The following is a 14,939-nucleotide window of genomic DNA, read 5'->3' on the forward strand; positions in this document are numbered from 1 at the left end:
CGATTGAGTGATGTCGGGCGGGGTATGCGAAAAATAACGACCAGCAGCCACAGTTCTGACACTTCGAGGGAGTATCGATGTCCACTGATGCGATTGTTCTTCTGCGTGAGGATCACAAGGCGATCCGAAAACTGTTCCGAGACTTCGAAAAGGCCGGGCACGACGCGCACGCCACCAAGGGACGCCTCGTGAAGAAGATCATCGAAGCGCTGACCGTGCACACCTATCTCGAGAACGAGTGCATGTATCCAGAGGTTCGCGAATTGCTTCCCGAGCTCGAGGACGACATTCTCGAATCGTACGAAGAACACCACGTCGCCGACGTGCTGGTGATGGAACTGGCGGCGATGAAGCCCGACGACGAGCGGTTCACCGCCAAGGCCACCGTGCTGATCGAGAACGTCGACCATCACATCGACGAAGAAGAGGACGAATGGTTCCCGAAGGTTCGAGAGGAGCTGGGGCGCAAGCGCCTTCAGGAAATCGGTGCCCGGATGATCGAATTGCGGAAGAAGGCGCCGACTTCACCTACCCGACCCGGCGCGCTGAAGAAGGCCGTCCATGCGATGACCGCCTGATACGTCCACGGTCCATTAATCTCTGATGCGGACATCCAGCCGAGCAGGAACGACCAAGGAGACGAATGTTCACTCGATATCGTCTAGCCGGTGCCGTTGTTCTCGCGAGCGCGTCGTTCGGGATCATCCCGTTCGCCGCGCCGGGCATTGCCGCACCGCCCGGTAACCGAACTGCGGACCCGATCATCACCTGCACCGAAAACGGCACCGTCGCCTGGGCCGGTACCGGATTGGGCGAGATGCCGACGAAGGTCGAATGGACCGCTACCACCGAATTCACCGACTGTGTGGGGTCCGCGGTCGACAGCGGTGAGCCCTACCCCGTCAGGATGGATGAAGCGGGCACCGAGGTCGCCTCCTGCGACGGCAAGGTCAACGTTCATCAGGGCACGGGCACCATCACGTGGTCCGATGGCAGCACCAGCGCAATCAGCAGCAAGTCCGCGGGCAATCAGAGCAAGGCCAAGGGGTCCGGTCCGGCCACCTTCCCGATCAGCATCGACTCCGGCACCTACGCCGGGCATACCGCGTCGGACGACAACACGGTGACCACCGAACAGGCCTGCCCCGGCGTGACCGAGGCGGCACTCACGGGCACGTTCACTGTGTACTGATTCTCCACGACAGGTGCGAGCCGCCGCCGAGCCCTGGTTCGGCGGCGGCTCGCACCGCATCACGTCGGGCCGACATCACGCAGGAGTCAGTGCGGCGCGGCGACGACATCCGCCCACTCGCTCACCAGCGCCCACGCGGTGGCCACATGCTCATGACGGGTGGCGGTGCCCCCGACAGCCAACCGGAGCGCGAATGCGCCGCGGACCACGGTGTGGGACAGAAAGACTCGGCCCGTCGCGTTGACCGCGTCCATCAGTGCCCGGTTGACCTCGTCTCCCCCGCGCAACCGAAAACAGATCAGCGACAGCGGATGCGGGACCAGCACGTCGAAACGATCGTCCGCACCCACCCACGAGGCGAACTGCTGGGCCAGACCCACGCTGTGGCGGATATGTTCGCGCAGCCCGGCCGCGCCGTACCAGCGGATCACCGCCCACAGCTTCAGCGCCCGGAACCGACGTCCCACCGGCACCTGCCAATCCCGGTAGTCCACCACAGCACCGGATTCGCTCGCGCTGTTGCGCAGGTATTCCGGCAGCACCGACAACGCGCCGGTCAGCGCGCCCCGATCGGCGACATAGCAGGCATCGAAGTCCAACGCGGTGAGCAGCCATTTGTGCGGGTTGGTCGCGTAGGAATCGGCGAACTCCGCCACGCCCGCGTTGATCCACCGCAGCTCAGGACATATCGCCGCGACGCCCGCGTATGCGGCGTCCACGTGCAGCCAGGCACCGTATTCGCGGCACACCGGGCCGATGAACTGGACCGGGTCGACCGCGCCGGTCGACGTCGTGCCCACTGTCGCCATCACCAGAACAGGGGTCCGGCCACGAGCCACATCCTGTTCCATCGCCGTCCGCAGCGCCTCCGGATCCATCGACAGGTCGGCGCGGGTCTCGATGAAACGCACGGCCGAGGAGCCAAGACCCGTGATCCGCGCGACCTTCTCGAAACCGCAGTTGGCCTCGGTCGAGGTGTAGACGGCGTAGCGCCCACGGTCGATACCGTCACGTACGACCCGCCCCTCTGAGGCCCGGTGCAGCGCCGCGAGCAGCGTGACGAGCATCGCGCTCGAGGCTCCGTCCTGCACCACACCGCCGCCGCTGCCCGCGAAAGTGAAACGTTCGGGCAGGCCGATCAACCCGGCGAGCCAGTCGAGGACATGCTGCTCCAGTTCGGTGCAGGCCGGGGCACTCTGCCACAGCATCCCCTGCACTCCCAACCCGGAGATCAGCAGATCGGCCAGCGCGGCAGGCCCCGATGCACCCGTCGGGTAATAGGCGAAGAAGCCGGGATGCTGCCAATGCGTCAAGCCGGGGACGATGATGCGATCCATGTCATCGAGCAGCGCGTCGAAGGGCTCGCCGACGTCGGGCGGACACTGCGGCAGTAGTGCGCGCACCTCACCGGGGGCCACCGTCGACAGCACCGGCAACGACTCGACCCGCTCCCAGTAGTCCGCCACCCAGTCCACCACGGCACGACCGTGCTCGCGGAACTGTGCCGCGGTCATGTGTCGAGGCGGCGGTGCACCATCGACCACCTGTTCACCGGGGTGGCTCGGCTCGCTCGTGCCACGGGGAGGGGGAACAACACGCGGGGTCGTCGCCACCGCACACAGGGTAGAGGTCCGGTGCGCCGATGGGTGCCGACGCGACGTGTGTCGTACCGCGAACAGGTGCGATGAAGTCCCGGCCGCGACCCGTTGGTTCGGGGGATCCCTCGGGTCGGTGCCAGGCGTACGATCAGCGGACAACATGAGGCGGGGGCTTCCAGCACGAGGTGATGTCGCATGTTCGATACCGATGTTCTGATCGTCGGCGCGGGTCCGGTGGGTTCGGCGGCCGCCGTGGAGGTGGTCCGACACGGTGCGCGGTGCCGGATCGTCGACGCGCGATCCGATCCGCCGCAGTACGCGAAAGCGGTGGGCATCCAGCCCCGCACACTGGAGGTGTTCGAGGCGATGGGCATCCTGCGGGAGGTCCTCGACGCCGGGATTGTGTTGCGCGGCCAGATCGTGTACATCAACGGCGTCGAGGCCGACCGAATGGATCTGGCTTTGCCACCCGAGGTCCCCTTCGGCTTCATCGGACTCCCCCAGTACGAGACCGAACGGATCCTGCGACAACACCTGGAATCGCTGGGTACGCGCGTCGAGCGCGGGATCAGGCTTGTGGGGTTCACCCAGGACGAGGACGGCGTCGATGCGGTACTCGCCGGTCCGCAAGGCGAGCACATGGTGCGGGCTCGGTATCTGGTGGGCTGCGACGGTGCGCACAGCACCGTCCGCAAGTCGCTGGGCCTGTCGTTCGAGGGCGCGGCTTTCGCCGAGCAGTACATGCTCGGCGACGTCGAACTGGACTGGTCGCAGCCACACGGCTACAACATCCGGTCGATGCACCAGACGAACGGTGTCACCGACGACGCACTGGTGTGCATCCCGCTGCCCGGCCGCCACCGCTACCGGGTGTCGATGCGGGTTCCCCCGGAACTCGAGTCCGACACCTCCGTGGGCGGCGACAAGGTCGAGCACGGACTGTCCACCGGGCCCGGCCCGCGACTGGCCGACATCCAAGCGGTGCTCGACCGGCTCGCGCCGGAACCGGTGACCGCCTCCCATCTGCGCTGGTCCTCGGTCTTCCGAATCAGCCATCGCATCGTCGACTCCTATGGGCGGGGACGGGTTTTCGTCGCGGGCGATGCCGCCCACATCCATCCGCCGACGGGCGCCCAGGGCATGAACACCGGCATCCAGGACGCCCACAACCTCGCGTGGAAGCTCGCGCTGGCTGTCGCGGAGGTGGCCGCGCCGTCCTTGCTGGCCAGCTATGACGCCGAGCGCAGGCCGGTCGGCGAGGAGGTGGTCGGTCGCACTGTCCGCAACGCTCGCGACGGGATCGGCGTGGACGAATCGGACCCCGAACGCGTCGTGCTCCGCGAGGCGCAGCTGCTGATCGACTATCGCGACAGTCCCATCGTCACCGAATCCCCCACCGGCGCACCGTCACCCACCGCGGGCAGTCGCGCTCCGGACGCGACCGGGCTGACCCGAGACGGCGTGACATCTGCTTTCCGCCTGTTCACCCTGCTCGCGGGCCCCGGCCACACGCTGCTCCGCTACGTCGACAACGCCGGCGACACCGCCAATCTCGCCGAGCTGGAACGCCACGTCGACCTGCTGAGGAAACTCACCGACGACCACCTCGACACGTACCTGATCGCGAGCCCGGCGGCCACCGTCGGCCCGACGACCCTGCCCGTCATCCGCGACAGTGACGGCGACTTCGCCCGGCGGTATCGCTGCGCGGCCGGTGCGGCCTACGTCGTCCGCCCCGACGGATACCTCGGCTACGCCGCCTCCCCCGCCTCCCCCGACGACCTCATCCGTCATATCGGATCGACCTTCGCCCCGGCACCCGAAAGCGTCCTGGGGACCGCCTGATCCCGCGCGTGCGCCGAACAGCTACCACCGTGACCGGGGCTACACGCGGAACCGGGCGTTGCCCGCGTGTCGGCGGTCGCTGCTAGTGTCGGTCGAGTTCTGACACGGGGTGTCTCGCGACCGCGAGGCTGAGAACAGACCCGATGAACCTGTTCAGGTAATGCTGACGAAGGGATGTCACGGTGTTGCACGCCCACACCACGAATACAGATTTGTTCACCGATCACCTCTGGGACCGGACCAAGGTCCTGCGGAGTGCGATCGACGAGCTGGAATTCCTCCGACACCTCGGCGAGGGCACGTTGCCGCTCGAGGTGTTCCGCACCTATATCGAGCAGGATTCGCTGTATCTCACCGGGTATTCGAAGGCGCTGGCGATACTCGCCGCCAAGTCGCCCGACCCGCAGACCGCGGCCTTCTGGGCGAGCTCCTCCGCGAACGCCGCCGCCGTCGAGTCCGCCATGCACGAGCAGCTGCTCACCGGTGGCGCGCTGCCCCCGCGCCAGGGCGAGCCGGAGCATTCGCAGACCTGCTTGGCCTATGTCTCCTACCTGATCGCCGCGGCCGCGACCGAGTCCTATGCCGTCGCCGCGGCGGCCGCGCTGCCCTGTTTCTGGATCTACGCCGAAGTGGGGCGCGAACTGGCCGTGAGCGCCGCGAAGGTGATCGCCGCCGACTCCGCGCACCCGTACGCCCAGTGGGTCACCACCTACGGCGCGGCGGAGTTCCAGCAGTCCGCGGCCACGGCTCGATCGCTGGTCGACGCCGCGGCCGAATCGGCGAGCGAGCAGGAGCGGGCGGCGATGGAGAAGGCTTTCGTCCTCGCCGTGCGCTACGAGTTGATGTTCTGGGACACCGCCCTGCATCCGCAGCCCTGGCCCGCCGCATGAACGGGCGTCTGCGCCGCGCACTCGCGGTCCTGGCGACCACCGTCGCCACCCTGTCACTGGTCACCGCCTGCGGTGCGGGCGGCGCCTCGGATCACACCATCCGGTTCGCGCTGGACTGGACGCCGAATACCAACCATGTAGGGCTCTACGTGGCGTTGCAGCGCGGCTACTTCGCCGACGCCGGCCTGGATGTGCAGGTCCTGCCGTACAACAACACCTCGGTCGACACGTTGATCGATGCCGGAAACGCGGAATTCGGGATCAGTACCCACAATTCGTCGACCTTCGCCCGCGCGTCGGGTGCGCGGGTCAAGTCCGTGCTCGCCCCACTACAGCACTGGGCGACGGGCATCGGGGTGCGCGCCGATCGCGCCGACCTCGCGAGCCCCAAGGACCTCGACGGCAAGACCTACGCCGGTTTCGGCGACCCGGGCGAGCGCGAAGCCCTACAGCAGGTCATCCGCAACGACGGTGGCACCGGCGATTTCACCTCGGTGGTGCTGGGTTCGTCGGCTTATGAAGCGGTCTACTCCGGCAAGGCGGACTTCACCGTCTCGTATCTGGCCTGGGAAGGGATCGAGGCCGAGCACCACGGCACCCCGATGCGGTACTTCCGGTACACCGATTTCGGCTTCCCGGACGCCTACGCGATCGTGATCGACGGCAACGAGGGCTGGCTGGCCGAGAACCCGGACCGCGCCGCGAAATTCGTGCAGGCGCTGCAACGCGGCTACCAGTTCGCCGCGGACGATCCGGACGCGGCGGCCCAGGATCTCATCGACGCCAATCCGGGCGCGTTCAACGACGAGTCGCTGGTGTTCGAGAGCCAGCGCATGCTGGCCGAGCAGTTCATGAAGGACGCCGAGGGCAAGGTGGGCACCCAGACGGTGCAGCAGTGGTCGGCCAATTCCAGCTTCCTGTACCGGGGCGGTCTGCTGACCGGCCCGGATGGAAAGCCGCTGACCACCGAACCCGATTGGTCGACGTATTTCACCGATGAGTACCTCGCCAACCCGTGAGCTGTCCGTAGCCGCGTCGCCGTCGACTCCGTTCGGCGACGACGGCGGGACGGCTCGCTGGGCAGGGCTTCGGTGGGCGGTGCCGTCGTTCGTCACGGTGGCGGCGCTCATCGCGATCTGGCAGGTCTACGTCACGAGCAGTGGTGTCCGTCCGCAGGTGCTGCCCTCGCCGCTGCGGGTCGTCCAGCAGGGTTGGGCGCACCGCGACGAGATCGGTTCCCATGCGGCCGCCACTTTGCAGGTGACTCTGATCGGGTTCGCGGTGTCGCTGAGTCTGGCGTGGGTGCTGGCGGTGGTCGTGGACTTCTCGCCGTGGCTGCGGCGCGCGTTGGTGCCGTTGTTCGTCGCGTCGCAGACCGTGCCGGTCGTCGCGATCGCACCGTTGATGATCATCTGGTTCGGGTTCGGACTACTGCCGAAGATCTTGGTGGTCGCGCTGGTCACCTTCTTCCCGATGGCCATCGGCCTGATCGAGGGATTCGCCGCGGCCGACCGCGACGCGGGCGCACTGCTACGGAGCATGGGCGCCTCCCGACTGCAGGTGTTCCGTTATGTGCGACTGCCGTCCGCGTTGCCGCGATTCTTCACGGCACTGCGGATCGGCATCACCTACGCGGTGGTGGGCGCGGTGTTCGCCGAATACGTCGGGGCGAGCGTCGGTCTCGGGATCTACATGAACCTGCAGAAGAATTCGTTCCGCACCGACCTGGTCTTGGCGGCGGTGCTGGTCGCGGCCGTGCTGAGCATCGCGCTCTACCTGTCGACGTTCGCCATCGAACGCCTCGTGGCGCCGTGGTCACGTGCGCAGAACAGGAGCCGACGTGACTGACGCCGCGGGTGATCGAATCGTCGTCGACCATCTCACCAAGTCGTTTCCACAGCCCGGTCGGCGCAGCCCGGACCTCGAGGTGCTGGGCGGGATATCGTTCACCGTCCGATCGGGCGAGTTCGTCACCGTCATCGGGCCGAGTGGTTGCGGCAAGAGCACCGTGTTCAACATGCTGGCCGGACTCGAATCCCCCGACTCCGGCAGCGTCGGCTTTCGCGCGGCCGACGGCGAGGACATCGCATCGCATTGCGCCTACATGCCGCAGAAGGACCTGCTGTTCCCCTGGCGAACCATCCTGGACAACACCATCCTCGGCTTGCGCGTTCAGGGTGTCCCGAAAACGGAGGCTCGTCGCCGTGCCCGGGAGCTGTTCCCGATATTCGGCCTGTCCGGTTTCGAGGACGCCCGCCCGTCCCAACTATCGGGTGGGATGCGCCAGCGGGCCGCACTACTGCGGACCGTGGTCCAAGAGCGTGAACTGCTGCTGCTAGACGAACCCTTCGGCGCGCTCGACTCGCTGACCCGCACCGAGATGCAGTCGTGGTTACAACAGGTCTGGCAGCGCTACCGCTGGATGGTCCTGATGATCACCCACGATGTCCGTGAGGCGGTGTATTTGTCGGACCGCGTGATCGTACTGTCGGCCCGCCCGGCCACGGTGCGCCACGAACTGCGCATCGACCTGCCTCGACCGCGCGAATTGTCCACGATCACCGCCCCCGAATTCGTCGCGCTGGAAGAGGAACTGCTCACGATCCTGCACGAGGAATCGCGTCGGTCGTTCGCCGAACAGCGGCAGGTGTAGTACGCCGCCGGCAGCGCCGACCCGGTAGCCGAGTCAGTCCTGCCAGCCACTCGCGTCGAGAATCATGTCCCATGTGTAGGGCACCAACTGCGGATGACGCAGCCGCAGGATCTCGCCCGGCAGCGAGCCCGGTGGTGCTTTGCGCGGGTCCGCGACGGCTTGACGTTCGATGATGTCGGTGAGAGCCCGTGTGCCGCCGAGTCGCGGATAGCGGGCGTGGACCAGGTCCGCGAATCCCGCAGGCAGGTCCGCGGGTCCGCCGCCGACGTCGAGTCCGATACCGGTGACCGCGATCCAGATGGCGGCGGGTCGCCGTCGGCGGTACACCGGGGAGTCGCTGAGCCCGGTTGTGTGTGCGGCGATGGCATCCCAGACGATGTCGACGCGCTCATCGCGAATGCCCTGCGCTTCGAGGAATTCGGCCGCGAAATCCGCGCCGTCCATCTCGAATCGCCGTGTGCCGTTGGCGCGTTCGGCCAGGCCGATATCGTGCAGCGCGCAGATGAGGTACACGAGCTCCTCGTCGTAGTCCGCACCAGGCCGCAAACCCTGGGTGGCGGCGAGGGCGCGGCCGAAGAGGAACCCGCGAACGCTGTGGTGGTACACCGGCTTGTCGAGGGCCTCGGTGATCAGCCGGTGGGTTTGCTTCGCGACCGGCGTGGTCGGTAGCGCCAGGGGTTCGTTGTCAAACGTTTTCTGCGACATGGGGTTTGCTCCTCTCGGTGCGCCCGGGTTGCCATCACATCCCACAACCTTCAGGCTGATTGAAGCATAGCTGCGAGTTTCAATCAGGCTGAAGGTTGTGGGATAGATCATCGTCCGTGGGGCGGCCAACCGAAAGTTGGTGGACAAATTCCTCATGTTTGATTATTTCGTCAAAATCCTTGCCTGAGGTGTCGATCACATGTGACTATATCGTCAATAACTCGGGGCGTGAGCTCGAATCGACACGCTCCTCACTCCACACAACCACCTGCGACTCAGCAATCGACTTCGCCGAGCTGCCGCCTGAGATGTCTCACCGGCCGCAGCGAGCGCCCGAGGTCACACATCGCATCGGTGGCCGGGTCACATCCGCGCCACGTCCGACGGAAAAGGGGGCCCGAAGTGGCTTACCTGCAAGACCTTTGGATCAATCGAGTTCGCTTGCTGGCCGCGGGAGCAGCGGCCATCGCGATGACCGGCTGTTCCCTCCCCCCGGGCGACGCTCTCGGCCGTTCGACCAAGATCACCGCCGACTTCGAGAACATCGCCGGCATGTACGAGGGCAACGAGATCATGGTCCTCGGCCTCGCGGTGGGCAAGGTCGACAAGATCGTGCCCAAGGGCACCTACGTCGAGGTCCACATGACCATCGACGCCGGCGTCAAGGTCCCGAAGGACGCGATCGCGGCGATCATCTCGCCCTCGATCGTCACCGACCGCCACATCGAGGTCAGCCCGCCCTACACCGGCGGGGAGACACTGAAGTCCGGCGATCACCTGCCCAAGGCACGCACCAGGACCCCCGTCGAGCTGGACACGATGATCAAGACCATCGACCAGTTCGCCGCCGCGCTGAAACCCGAACCCGGCCAAGAGGGGCTCGGCCCACTGTCGGGCCGGGTGCTCTACCCGGTACTCAACGGCAACGGCCAGAAGATCCGCGAAACCCTCGACGCGCTCTCGGGGGCGTTGAAGGTCGGTGTCGACAACAAAGACGCCATCTCCAACATCATCATCAAGCTCAACGAGCTCACCACGATGTTGGCCGACAACGATCAATCGGTGCGCGATTTCAGCGACCGGATGACCGCGATGTCGGGGCTGCTCGCCGAACAGGCCCCCGGCCTGCAGGCCACCCTCGATCAGCTCAACCAGTTCCTGGCCAACACCTCGACGACCTTCGCCGGGCACCAGGACGAACTGGCCGCCTCGCTGACCGGGCTGACCAACGTCACCAACCAGCTGCGTGCCAACTCGGGCGCGATGGTCGAAATCGTCGACGTAGTGCCACTTCTGATGCAGAACCTCGACGGCTCGATGGACAAGGATCGTGGCGTGTTCCGCTCACAGGCGTTGATCGGTACCGCCCTGTCGGGTGAGGTGATCAGTGTGTTCTGTGAGCGGATCCAGATGCGCGCCGATGGTTGCCGCACCGGGAACGTCCAGGACTTCGGCCCCGACTACGGGCTCACCGCCGCACTGCTCGGACTGACGAAGCCATAGCGGACCCCGGTCGCCGGGTGACCTGTCGTCAGGCGCCCCTCCCCCACGGCTGTGCGGGAATGCTTTGCAGCGCAACCACACTCGAGGGAAGTCTGGTACACAACGCGGCGACATCTCGCCCGCAGTGCTGCACCACACCGTCGGGGCGCACGAGGGCAGCTCTTGTTCCGGCCCGGCGCAACCAACGGTGTAAATCGCTGCCCTGTCCACCAGCCGCAGCCCGAGAGCGGACGGGTGATGGCAGCGAACGCGCCGTCTACGCCGAGACCGGCCAGGATGCGGCGGACCTCGCCGTCGAGGTGCACAGCACGCGGCTGCGGATAGACCCCATCCCAGCGGTCGAGCAGCAAGGCGCCCACGCCGCGCCGGGCCAGCATTGTCGCGGCGGCGAGCCCCGTCGGACCGGCTCCGACAATCACGACACGGGGGTGGCCCCATGCGGTCGCTCACGGCCGCCTCCTCCACGATCGACTGAACTGACGATATCGCCACTCGAGGTCAGTCAAGCGTTTCGGACGAGATCACCGGCCTCGTCGGCGACGGCGGGGGCGTCAGGCCACCGCGGCGCCGAGCACCAGCCCTTCCACGACGGGAAGCGGAAGATCGGCGATCTCCCGAGCTTCCCGTGCGGACAGCCCGAACATTCGGAGTAGATCCTGAGCTACCCGATCGGTTGCCGTGGCGTCGTCACGCTCAGGGTGCTCGTGCAGGAATTGCCCCAGGCACACAGCGGATCCAGCGACGATCGTCATGGCCATATCGAGGTCTCGCACCTCGAACCTGCCCGCCTGGGCGGCGGCGGCGATATCGCGTCTGGCACGGGGCGCCAGCCCCTTGTCGGAGGCGACCAGAGTTTGCCAGCTGTTGAGCAGCACCTTGCTGAGTGTCGGATCGAGCCGGTGGAATCGCCCGCTGAGCCGGAAGCTCCGAGTGAACGCCTGCGCGGGATCATCGAGGTCTCGAGTCAGCAGATCCAGCGTGGCGCCGTAGCGATCGAGCGCCTCCTCGACGGCCACCCGGAACAGATCCTCACGGCTGTCGAAGTGGTTGTAGAACGACCCCATCCCCACATCGGCGGCTTGCGTGATCTCCAGAATGGGCGCGTTCACCCGCCCCGCGGAGATGAACGACTGAGCCGCGGCCACCAGCGCCGACCGAGTCCGCGCCTTTCGTCGTTCCAGTCGATTGGAGCCGGCTTCGGTCACGTCTGCCCACCTCTTCCTCGATGTCTGCGTCAACCGATAGCATATCGACTCTTTCAATTCTGACGAAATGCTCAGAGGTTCGTGTGGCACACACCGGTCTACACAGCGAACGAGGCGCCCGACCCGACGAGCATTCGGGCCGAGCACGCCATCCGATCGTGAAGGTCCACAAGCCGGCCTGGATCGAGTTCGAGAAGCCCGACCTCGAGCGGGTCCCGGGCGTTCGGCTCGATGACAGTCCTGCGCACCCCTGACGAGGTCCACCTGCGCATGTGCGACTGCTCGACTACGAAGGCGAGATCGGCCTTGCCCTCGGCCGCGCGATACCCGTGGGATCGAGTGTCACCGCCGACAATCCGGCGGACTACGTCGCGGGAGTGGTGGTCACCAACGATGTGTCCGCTCGTGATGTGCAACTGCCGAGAACCCAGTTCTACGAAGGGAAGTCCTATCCGACATTCACTCCGGTCGGGCCTGCGCTCGTGCTGTTGGACGCCGACGAACTGAACCGGCTCACCGACACACCGATCGGCACCGCGCTCAGTGCGCCGGCGAAGCCGATCGAACTGATCGGCGCCCCGCTGCCCCCGCACGTCAAGTGGAAGCTGTTCTTCAAAGCCCCGGCGATCGGCTGATCACAGCGGTGTGCTCCATCCGGTAGGTACCTGTCCGACCCGAATGCGCTGAGGATGGTCCCCTACCGCGATGGAAACGACCTTCTGCCCGGTGGCGAAATCAATAGCCGTGACCTGGTCGGCGGCACTCTCGGAGATCACACAGTGCCGGCCGTCTCCATTGATCGTGGCCCAGTACGGCTTCGCAGCCGGGACCAGTGGGCCCTCGTGCAGGCTCGAGCGGTCGACGATGGTGACGTAGTCGTCCATTGTTCCGGCGATACACAATCGGGTGCCCGCGGGGTTCATCGACATCCCGTGATGACGCGAGTCATTGACCCACGTCTCACGGATGGGGCTGGTGTGCGGGTTCTTCGGTAGCTCCTTGATCCGCGTGATCCTGTCGCTGTCCAGGTCGTATTCGACGAATCCGTGGAAGAAGGACACTTGGAAGTACAACGTGGCCTCGTCGGGGCTGAACGACACCGGCCGTACGGCATCGGACAGGTCGTGGCGGCCGAACGCATCGAGCCGCTCCCGCATGTCGATCTTCTGGACCACCGTGAAGTTCGAGGTGTCGACGATGGTGATGTATCGGTTGCCTTTGGTCACATCGAGCTCTTTGGCGTCGAGGGGTGTCCAGACGTTGCCGATCGCCATGTTCCACAGGTATCTCCCGCCCTGTGTGAAGACGTTCTCGTGGGGGGCGTCGCCGGTGGAGAATTTGCCGACCTCACGCCCGGTCGAGATGTCGAGAACGTGGACGGTGTTGGACGTCGAGGCCGACACCGCCACGGACTGCCCGTCCGGCGAGATGGCCATGTGGTCGGAGCGGTTACCCGACACCGGGAACCGCCACTTCAGCTCGCCGGTCACCAGATCGATCGACACGACATCCGCGAAACTCGGCCGTGAGGCAACGACCGACCTCCCGTCCGGGGTGCTGTAGAGGTCGTCGACGAACTGGTCATGGCCTTGTCCTGCGGTTTCGCGTACGCCGAGGAAGTAGGCGAGTTTGATCGGGTTGAGCAAGATCTCGCGCATCCGCTGATCTTTGTCCGGGATGATGTCGATGCGACCGAGCTTGGTGTAACCGCCGGTTGAAGTGATCACATCGGCGGTGCCGTCCCAGTTGTTGCCGACGAACATCACCTCCTGCACACCCTCGGGCGCACCCGAGGCCGGTGCGACCGTCATCCCGCCGACGGCCGCAACCGCGCAGAAGAGTGCCGTGGTGATCCTTCGCCGACATTGCGACCGTCGGCGCTGAAGCGGCGAACCGTGATGAGGCATACAGAGATTCCTGACTTCTGACCGTCTGCGACCCCAGTGCGTGATGCGGCAATGGCGCACACCGCGGCCACGACGGGTGGCTATCGCTATGACGATCCCAGCTGAACAGTTGTTCGCGACCGTTCCCCAGGAAATCAGCATCCCGCCGTGGCGAACATTGGATGTGGACCAGGATCGCTACGGCCGGTCTTGTGATGAGCCACGGCTCGACAGCCATTGCGCCGCCCCAGCGGACAAGCGTGTTCGCGCCTGATCTCGCAGCACCGAGCTCGGCGGTCACCTTCGACGAACTCCCGAACTTGCTGTCTCTCAGGGGTGCACCAACTCTGCCTTCGATCTTTGTGTCATCTCACCGAACGTCGCGATGGGGCGGTGGCGTGAGCAATACGCCCCTATTCTCAACAGACGTTGAAGATGTCCGGCGCTACACCGCCGTCTGGCGCCAAACGCCTGGCCGGCCGCCCGATCGACTCTTCATCGTCGATGCACCATCACTGGTATCGCTCTGTCACAAGGCTTTTCGTACACCTCGTTCCACAGCGGAGACTCCCCGTTCGATCGACGCGATCCGGGCGCATCGTCGATCACGCACTGCCGATCATGTTGCTACACATCTCATTTCGCCTCGGCGATCAAGAGCTGCTTTCCGTGGTCGACCCCGCTCCCCCGCCTCGTACGAGTCCTGCCGGGTCGCGCCACCGCATGCAGGTGGTGCCCCACGCCGCCCCCGCGGCGCGATCCTGACGCGTTGTGTTGCCAGAAGGAGTAGTCATGCCGAAGTCCGCCGTCGCCGTGCAGACAGCACTGCACTATTTCACCGCATTGTCAGCCGGGAACCTCAGCAAGGCCATGCGCTACATCGCGGAGGATGTCGTCTGCGACACACCGAGCCGGAGTCTGCACGGCTCGAAGGCGTACCGGCAGTTCATCTCTCAGTGCCTGCCCGCGATCCGCGGTGCCACCCTGGTCGCCTCCTTCGGCGACGACACCACAGCGGTCCTCATCTACGACCTCACATCCCCACCCCGGGTACGCTGCCGCGGCGCGGATCGACTCGTCGTCGACAACAACAGGATCGTCAACATCGTGACCGTTGTCGAGAAGGTGCCGGATTAGCAGTCATGCGTTGCGGACGCCGAGCTTCGGTGTAGTTACTGCTCCCTATTTACGGGTAACCCGGAGATACGGCAACAGTTCCACGAGGAGAGGCAGTGATGACGATGTCTGCGCCCACCACCCCTGACGTCGATCCTGTAGTCGCGGAGGCTCAGGCGTACGCCGAGAAGTTGCTGATGCTGTCGCAGGCATCGGTGGATCGCCACTTCGACCCGTTCGAGGACATCGATTGGGACGCCCCTGACTTCGATCCGAACTGCAAGCCCGAGCGCTGGGTCCTGGTCACCTCGGCCGACCCCATCGGTCGCCACCCCTGGTACCAGGC

Annotated in this window: 14 protein-coding genes, 2 pseudogenes and 1 riboswitch; of the genes and pseudogenes, 11 read left to right on the plus strand and 5 right to left on the minus strand. The window is 65.7% G+C overall.

All coding sequences use genetic code 11. The features are described from left to right. The first annotated feature begins 77 nt into the window (after positions 1-77). Both ACFWUR_RS14615 and ACFWUR_RS14620 read left to right on the plus strand, forming a co-directional pair. Positions 78-578 carry a hemerythrin domain-containing protein gene (locus ACFWUR_RS14615; RefSeq protein ID WP_378906856.1) on the plus strand — a complete coding sequence of 167 codons (501 nt, stop codon included), beginning with the start codon at positions 78-80 and terminating at the stop codon, positions 576-578. 65 nt (positions 579-643) lie between these two features. After that, positions 644-1,192, plus strand: coding sequence for a hypothetical protein (locus ACFWUR_RS14620; protein ID WP_378906858.1), 549 nt, complete (start codon positions 644-646; stop codon positions 1,190-1,192). Positions 1,193-1,278: 86 nt separating this feature from the next. Here ACFWUR_RS14620 and ACFWUR_RS14625 read toward each other — a convergent pair whose 3' ends face one another. Beyond that, positions 1,279-2,706, minus strand: a complete 1,428-nt coding sequence (locus ACFWUR_RS14625) for an aminotransferase class V-fold PLP-dependent enzyme (RefSeq protein ID WP_378906860.1) — start codon at positions 2,704-2,706, stop codon at positions 1,279-1,281. A 279-nt stretch (positions 2,707-2,985) separates the two neighbouring features. On the opposite strand from ACFWUR_RS14625, the gene ACFWUR_RS14630 reads away from it, so the two are divergent. From ACFWUR_RS14630 to ACFWUR_RS14650, 5 genes are all read left to right on the plus strand, one after another. Further along, the gene (locus ACFWUR_RS14630; RefSeq protein WP_378906862.1) at positions 2,986-4,635 is read left to right on the plus strand and encodes an FAD-dependent monooxygenase; all 1,650 of its coding nucleotides are present in this window, start codon (positions 2,986-2,988) and stop codon (positions 4,633-4,635) included. Between the two features lie 95 nt (positions 4,636-4,730). Continuing rightward, positions 4,731-4,827, plus strand: a riboswitch (TPP riboswitch). Next, on the plus strand, positions 4,818-5,525 hold the full coding sequence (locus ACFWUR_RS14635; RefSeq protein ID WP_378906863.1) for a TenA family protein: 708 nt from the start codon (positions 4,818-4,820) through the stop codon (positions 5,523-5,525). It overlaps the preceding riboswitch by 10 nt. Then, positions 5,522-6,544, plus strand: a complete 1,023-nt coding sequence (locus ACFWUR_RS14640; RefSeq protein WP_378906865.1) for an ABC transporter substrate-binding protein — start codon at positions 5,522-5,524, stop codon at positions 6,542-6,544. Before ACFWUR_RS14635 ends, ACFWUR_RS14640 begins: the two co-directional genes overlap by 4 nt. Continuing rightward, positions 6,522-7,373 (plus strand): ABC transporter permease, encoded by an 852-nt coding sequence (locus tag ACFWUR_RS14645; RefSeq protein WP_378906867.1) that lies wholly within the window; start codon positions 6,522-6,524, stop codon positions 7,371-7,373. Before ACFWUR_RS14640 ends, ACFWUR_RS14645 begins: the two co-directional genes overlap by 23 nt. Further along, entirely contained in the window at positions 7,366-8,178 is an 813-nt protein-coding gene (locus ACFWUR_RS14650) for an ABC transporter ATP-binding protein (protein ID WP_378906869.1), read from the plus strand. The genes ACFWUR_RS14645 and ACFWUR_RS14650 overlap by 8 nt, the downstream gene beginning before the upstream one ends. 33 nt (positions 8,179-8,211) lie before the next feature. Here the strand turns inward: ACFWUR_RS14650 and ACFWUR_RS14655 are convergent, their stop codons facing one another. Beyond that, positions 8,212-8,883, minus strand: coding sequence for an HD domain-containing protein (locus tag ACFWUR_RS14655; RefSeq protein WP_378906871.1), 672 nt, complete (start codon positions 8,881-8,883; stop codon positions 8,212-8,214). A gap of 402 nt (positions 8,884-9,285) precedes the next feature. Between ACFWUR_RS14655 and ACFWUR_RS14660 the strand changes: the two genes are divergently transcribed. Next, entirely contained in the window at positions 9,286-10,386 is a 1,101-nt protein-coding gene (locus ACFWUR_RS14660; RefSeq protein ID WP_378906873.1) for an MCE family protein, read from the plus strand. A 201-nt stretch (positions 10,387-10,587) separates the two neighbouring features. Here ACFWUR_RS14660 and ACFWUR_RS14665 read toward each other — a convergent pair. Next, positions 10,588-10,805 (minus strand): annotated as a pseudogene (locus ACFWUR_RS14665) (FAD-dependent monooxygenase); the annotation flags it as partial. A gap of 132 nt (positions 10,806-10,937) precedes the next feature. After that, positions 10,938-11,591, minus strand: coding sequence for a TetR/AcrR family transcriptional regulator (locus ACFWUR_RS14670; RefSeq protein WP_378906875.1), 654 nt, complete (start codon positions 11,589-11,591; stop codon positions 10,938-10,940). 263 nt (positions 11,592-11,854) lie between these two features. Here ACFWUR_RS14670 and ACFWUR_RS14675 point away from each other — a divergent pair. Continuing rightward, positions 11,855-12,217, plus strand: a pseudogene (locus ACFWUR_RS14675) (fumarylacetoacetate hydrolase family protein); the annotation flags it as partial. A gap of 9 nt (positions 12,218-12,226) precedes the next feature. Here ACFWUR_RS14675 and ACFWUR_RS14680 read toward each other — a convergent pair. After that, positions 12,227-13,402, minus strand: a complete 1,176-nt coding sequence (locus ACFWUR_RS14680; RefSeq protein ID WP_378906877.1) for a YncE family protein — start codon at positions 13,400-13,402, stop codon at positions 12,227-12,229. A gap of 867 nt (positions 13,403-14,269) precedes the next feature. On the opposite strand from ACFWUR_RS14680, the gene ACFWUR_RS14685 reads away from it, so the two are divergent. Together ACFWUR_RS14685 and ACFWUR_RS14690 are read left to right on the plus strand one after the other, a co-directional pair. After that, entirely contained in the window at positions 14,270-14,614 is a 345-nt protein-coding gene (locus ACFWUR_RS14685) for a nuclear transport factor 2 family protein (RefSeq protein ID WP_378906879.1), read from the plus strand. A 98-nt stretch (positions 14,615-14,712) separates the two neighbouring features. After that, on the plus strand, positions 14,713-14,939 hold a 227-nt coding region (locus ACFWUR_RS14690; RefSeq protein ID WP_378906881.1), incomplete at its 3' end, for a diiron oxygenase.

It is taken from the genome of Nocardia sp. NPDC058633, assembly GCF_042717045.1.
Classification (GTDB): Bacteria; Actinomycetota; Actinomycetes; order Mycobacteriales; family Mycobacteriaceae; genus Nocardia.

What these genes read in the sequence shown, in the direction of transcription:
- ACFWUR_RS14615 (WP_378906856.1), top strand. Translation starts at nt 78, where the DNA reads ATGTCCACTGATGCGATTGTTCTTCTGCGTGAGGATCACAAGGCGATC.
- ACFWUR_RS14620 (WP_378906858.1), top strand. Translation starts at nt 644, where the DNA reads ATGTTCACTCGATATCGTCTAGCCGGTGCCGTTGTTCTCGCGAGCGCG.
- ACFWUR_RS14625 (WP_378906860.1), bottom strand. Translation starts at nt 2,706, where the DNA reads ATGACCGCGGCACAGTTCCGCGAGCACGGTCGTGCCGTGGTGGACTGG.
- ACFWUR_RS14630 (WP_378906862.1), top strand. Translation starts at nt 2,986, where the DNA reads ATGTTCGATACCGATGTTCTGATCGTCGGCGCGGGTCCGGTGGGTTCG.
- ACFWUR_RS14640 (WP_378906865.1), top strand. Translation starts at nt 5,522, where the DNA reads ATGAACGGGCGTCTGCGCCGCGCACTCGCGGTCCTGGCGACCACCGTC.
- ACFWUR_RS14645 (WP_378906867.1), top strand. Translation starts at nt 6,522, where the DNA reads ATGAGTACCTCGCCAACCCGTGAGCTGTCCGTAGCCGCGTCGCCGTCG.
- ACFWUR_RS14655 (WP_378906871.1), bottom strand. Translation starts at nt 8,883, where the DNA reads ATGTCGCAGAAAACGTTTGACAACGAACCCCTGGCGCTACCGACCACG.
- ACFWUR_RS14680 (WP_378906877.1), bottom strand. Translation starts at nt 13,402, where the DNA reads ATGACGGTCGCACCGGCCTCGGGTGCGCCCGAGGGTGTGCAGGAGGTG.
- ACFWUR_RS14685 (WP_378906879.1), top strand. Translation starts at nt 14,270, where the DNA reads ATGCCGAAGTCCGCCGTCGCCGTGCAGACAGCACTGCACTATTTCACC.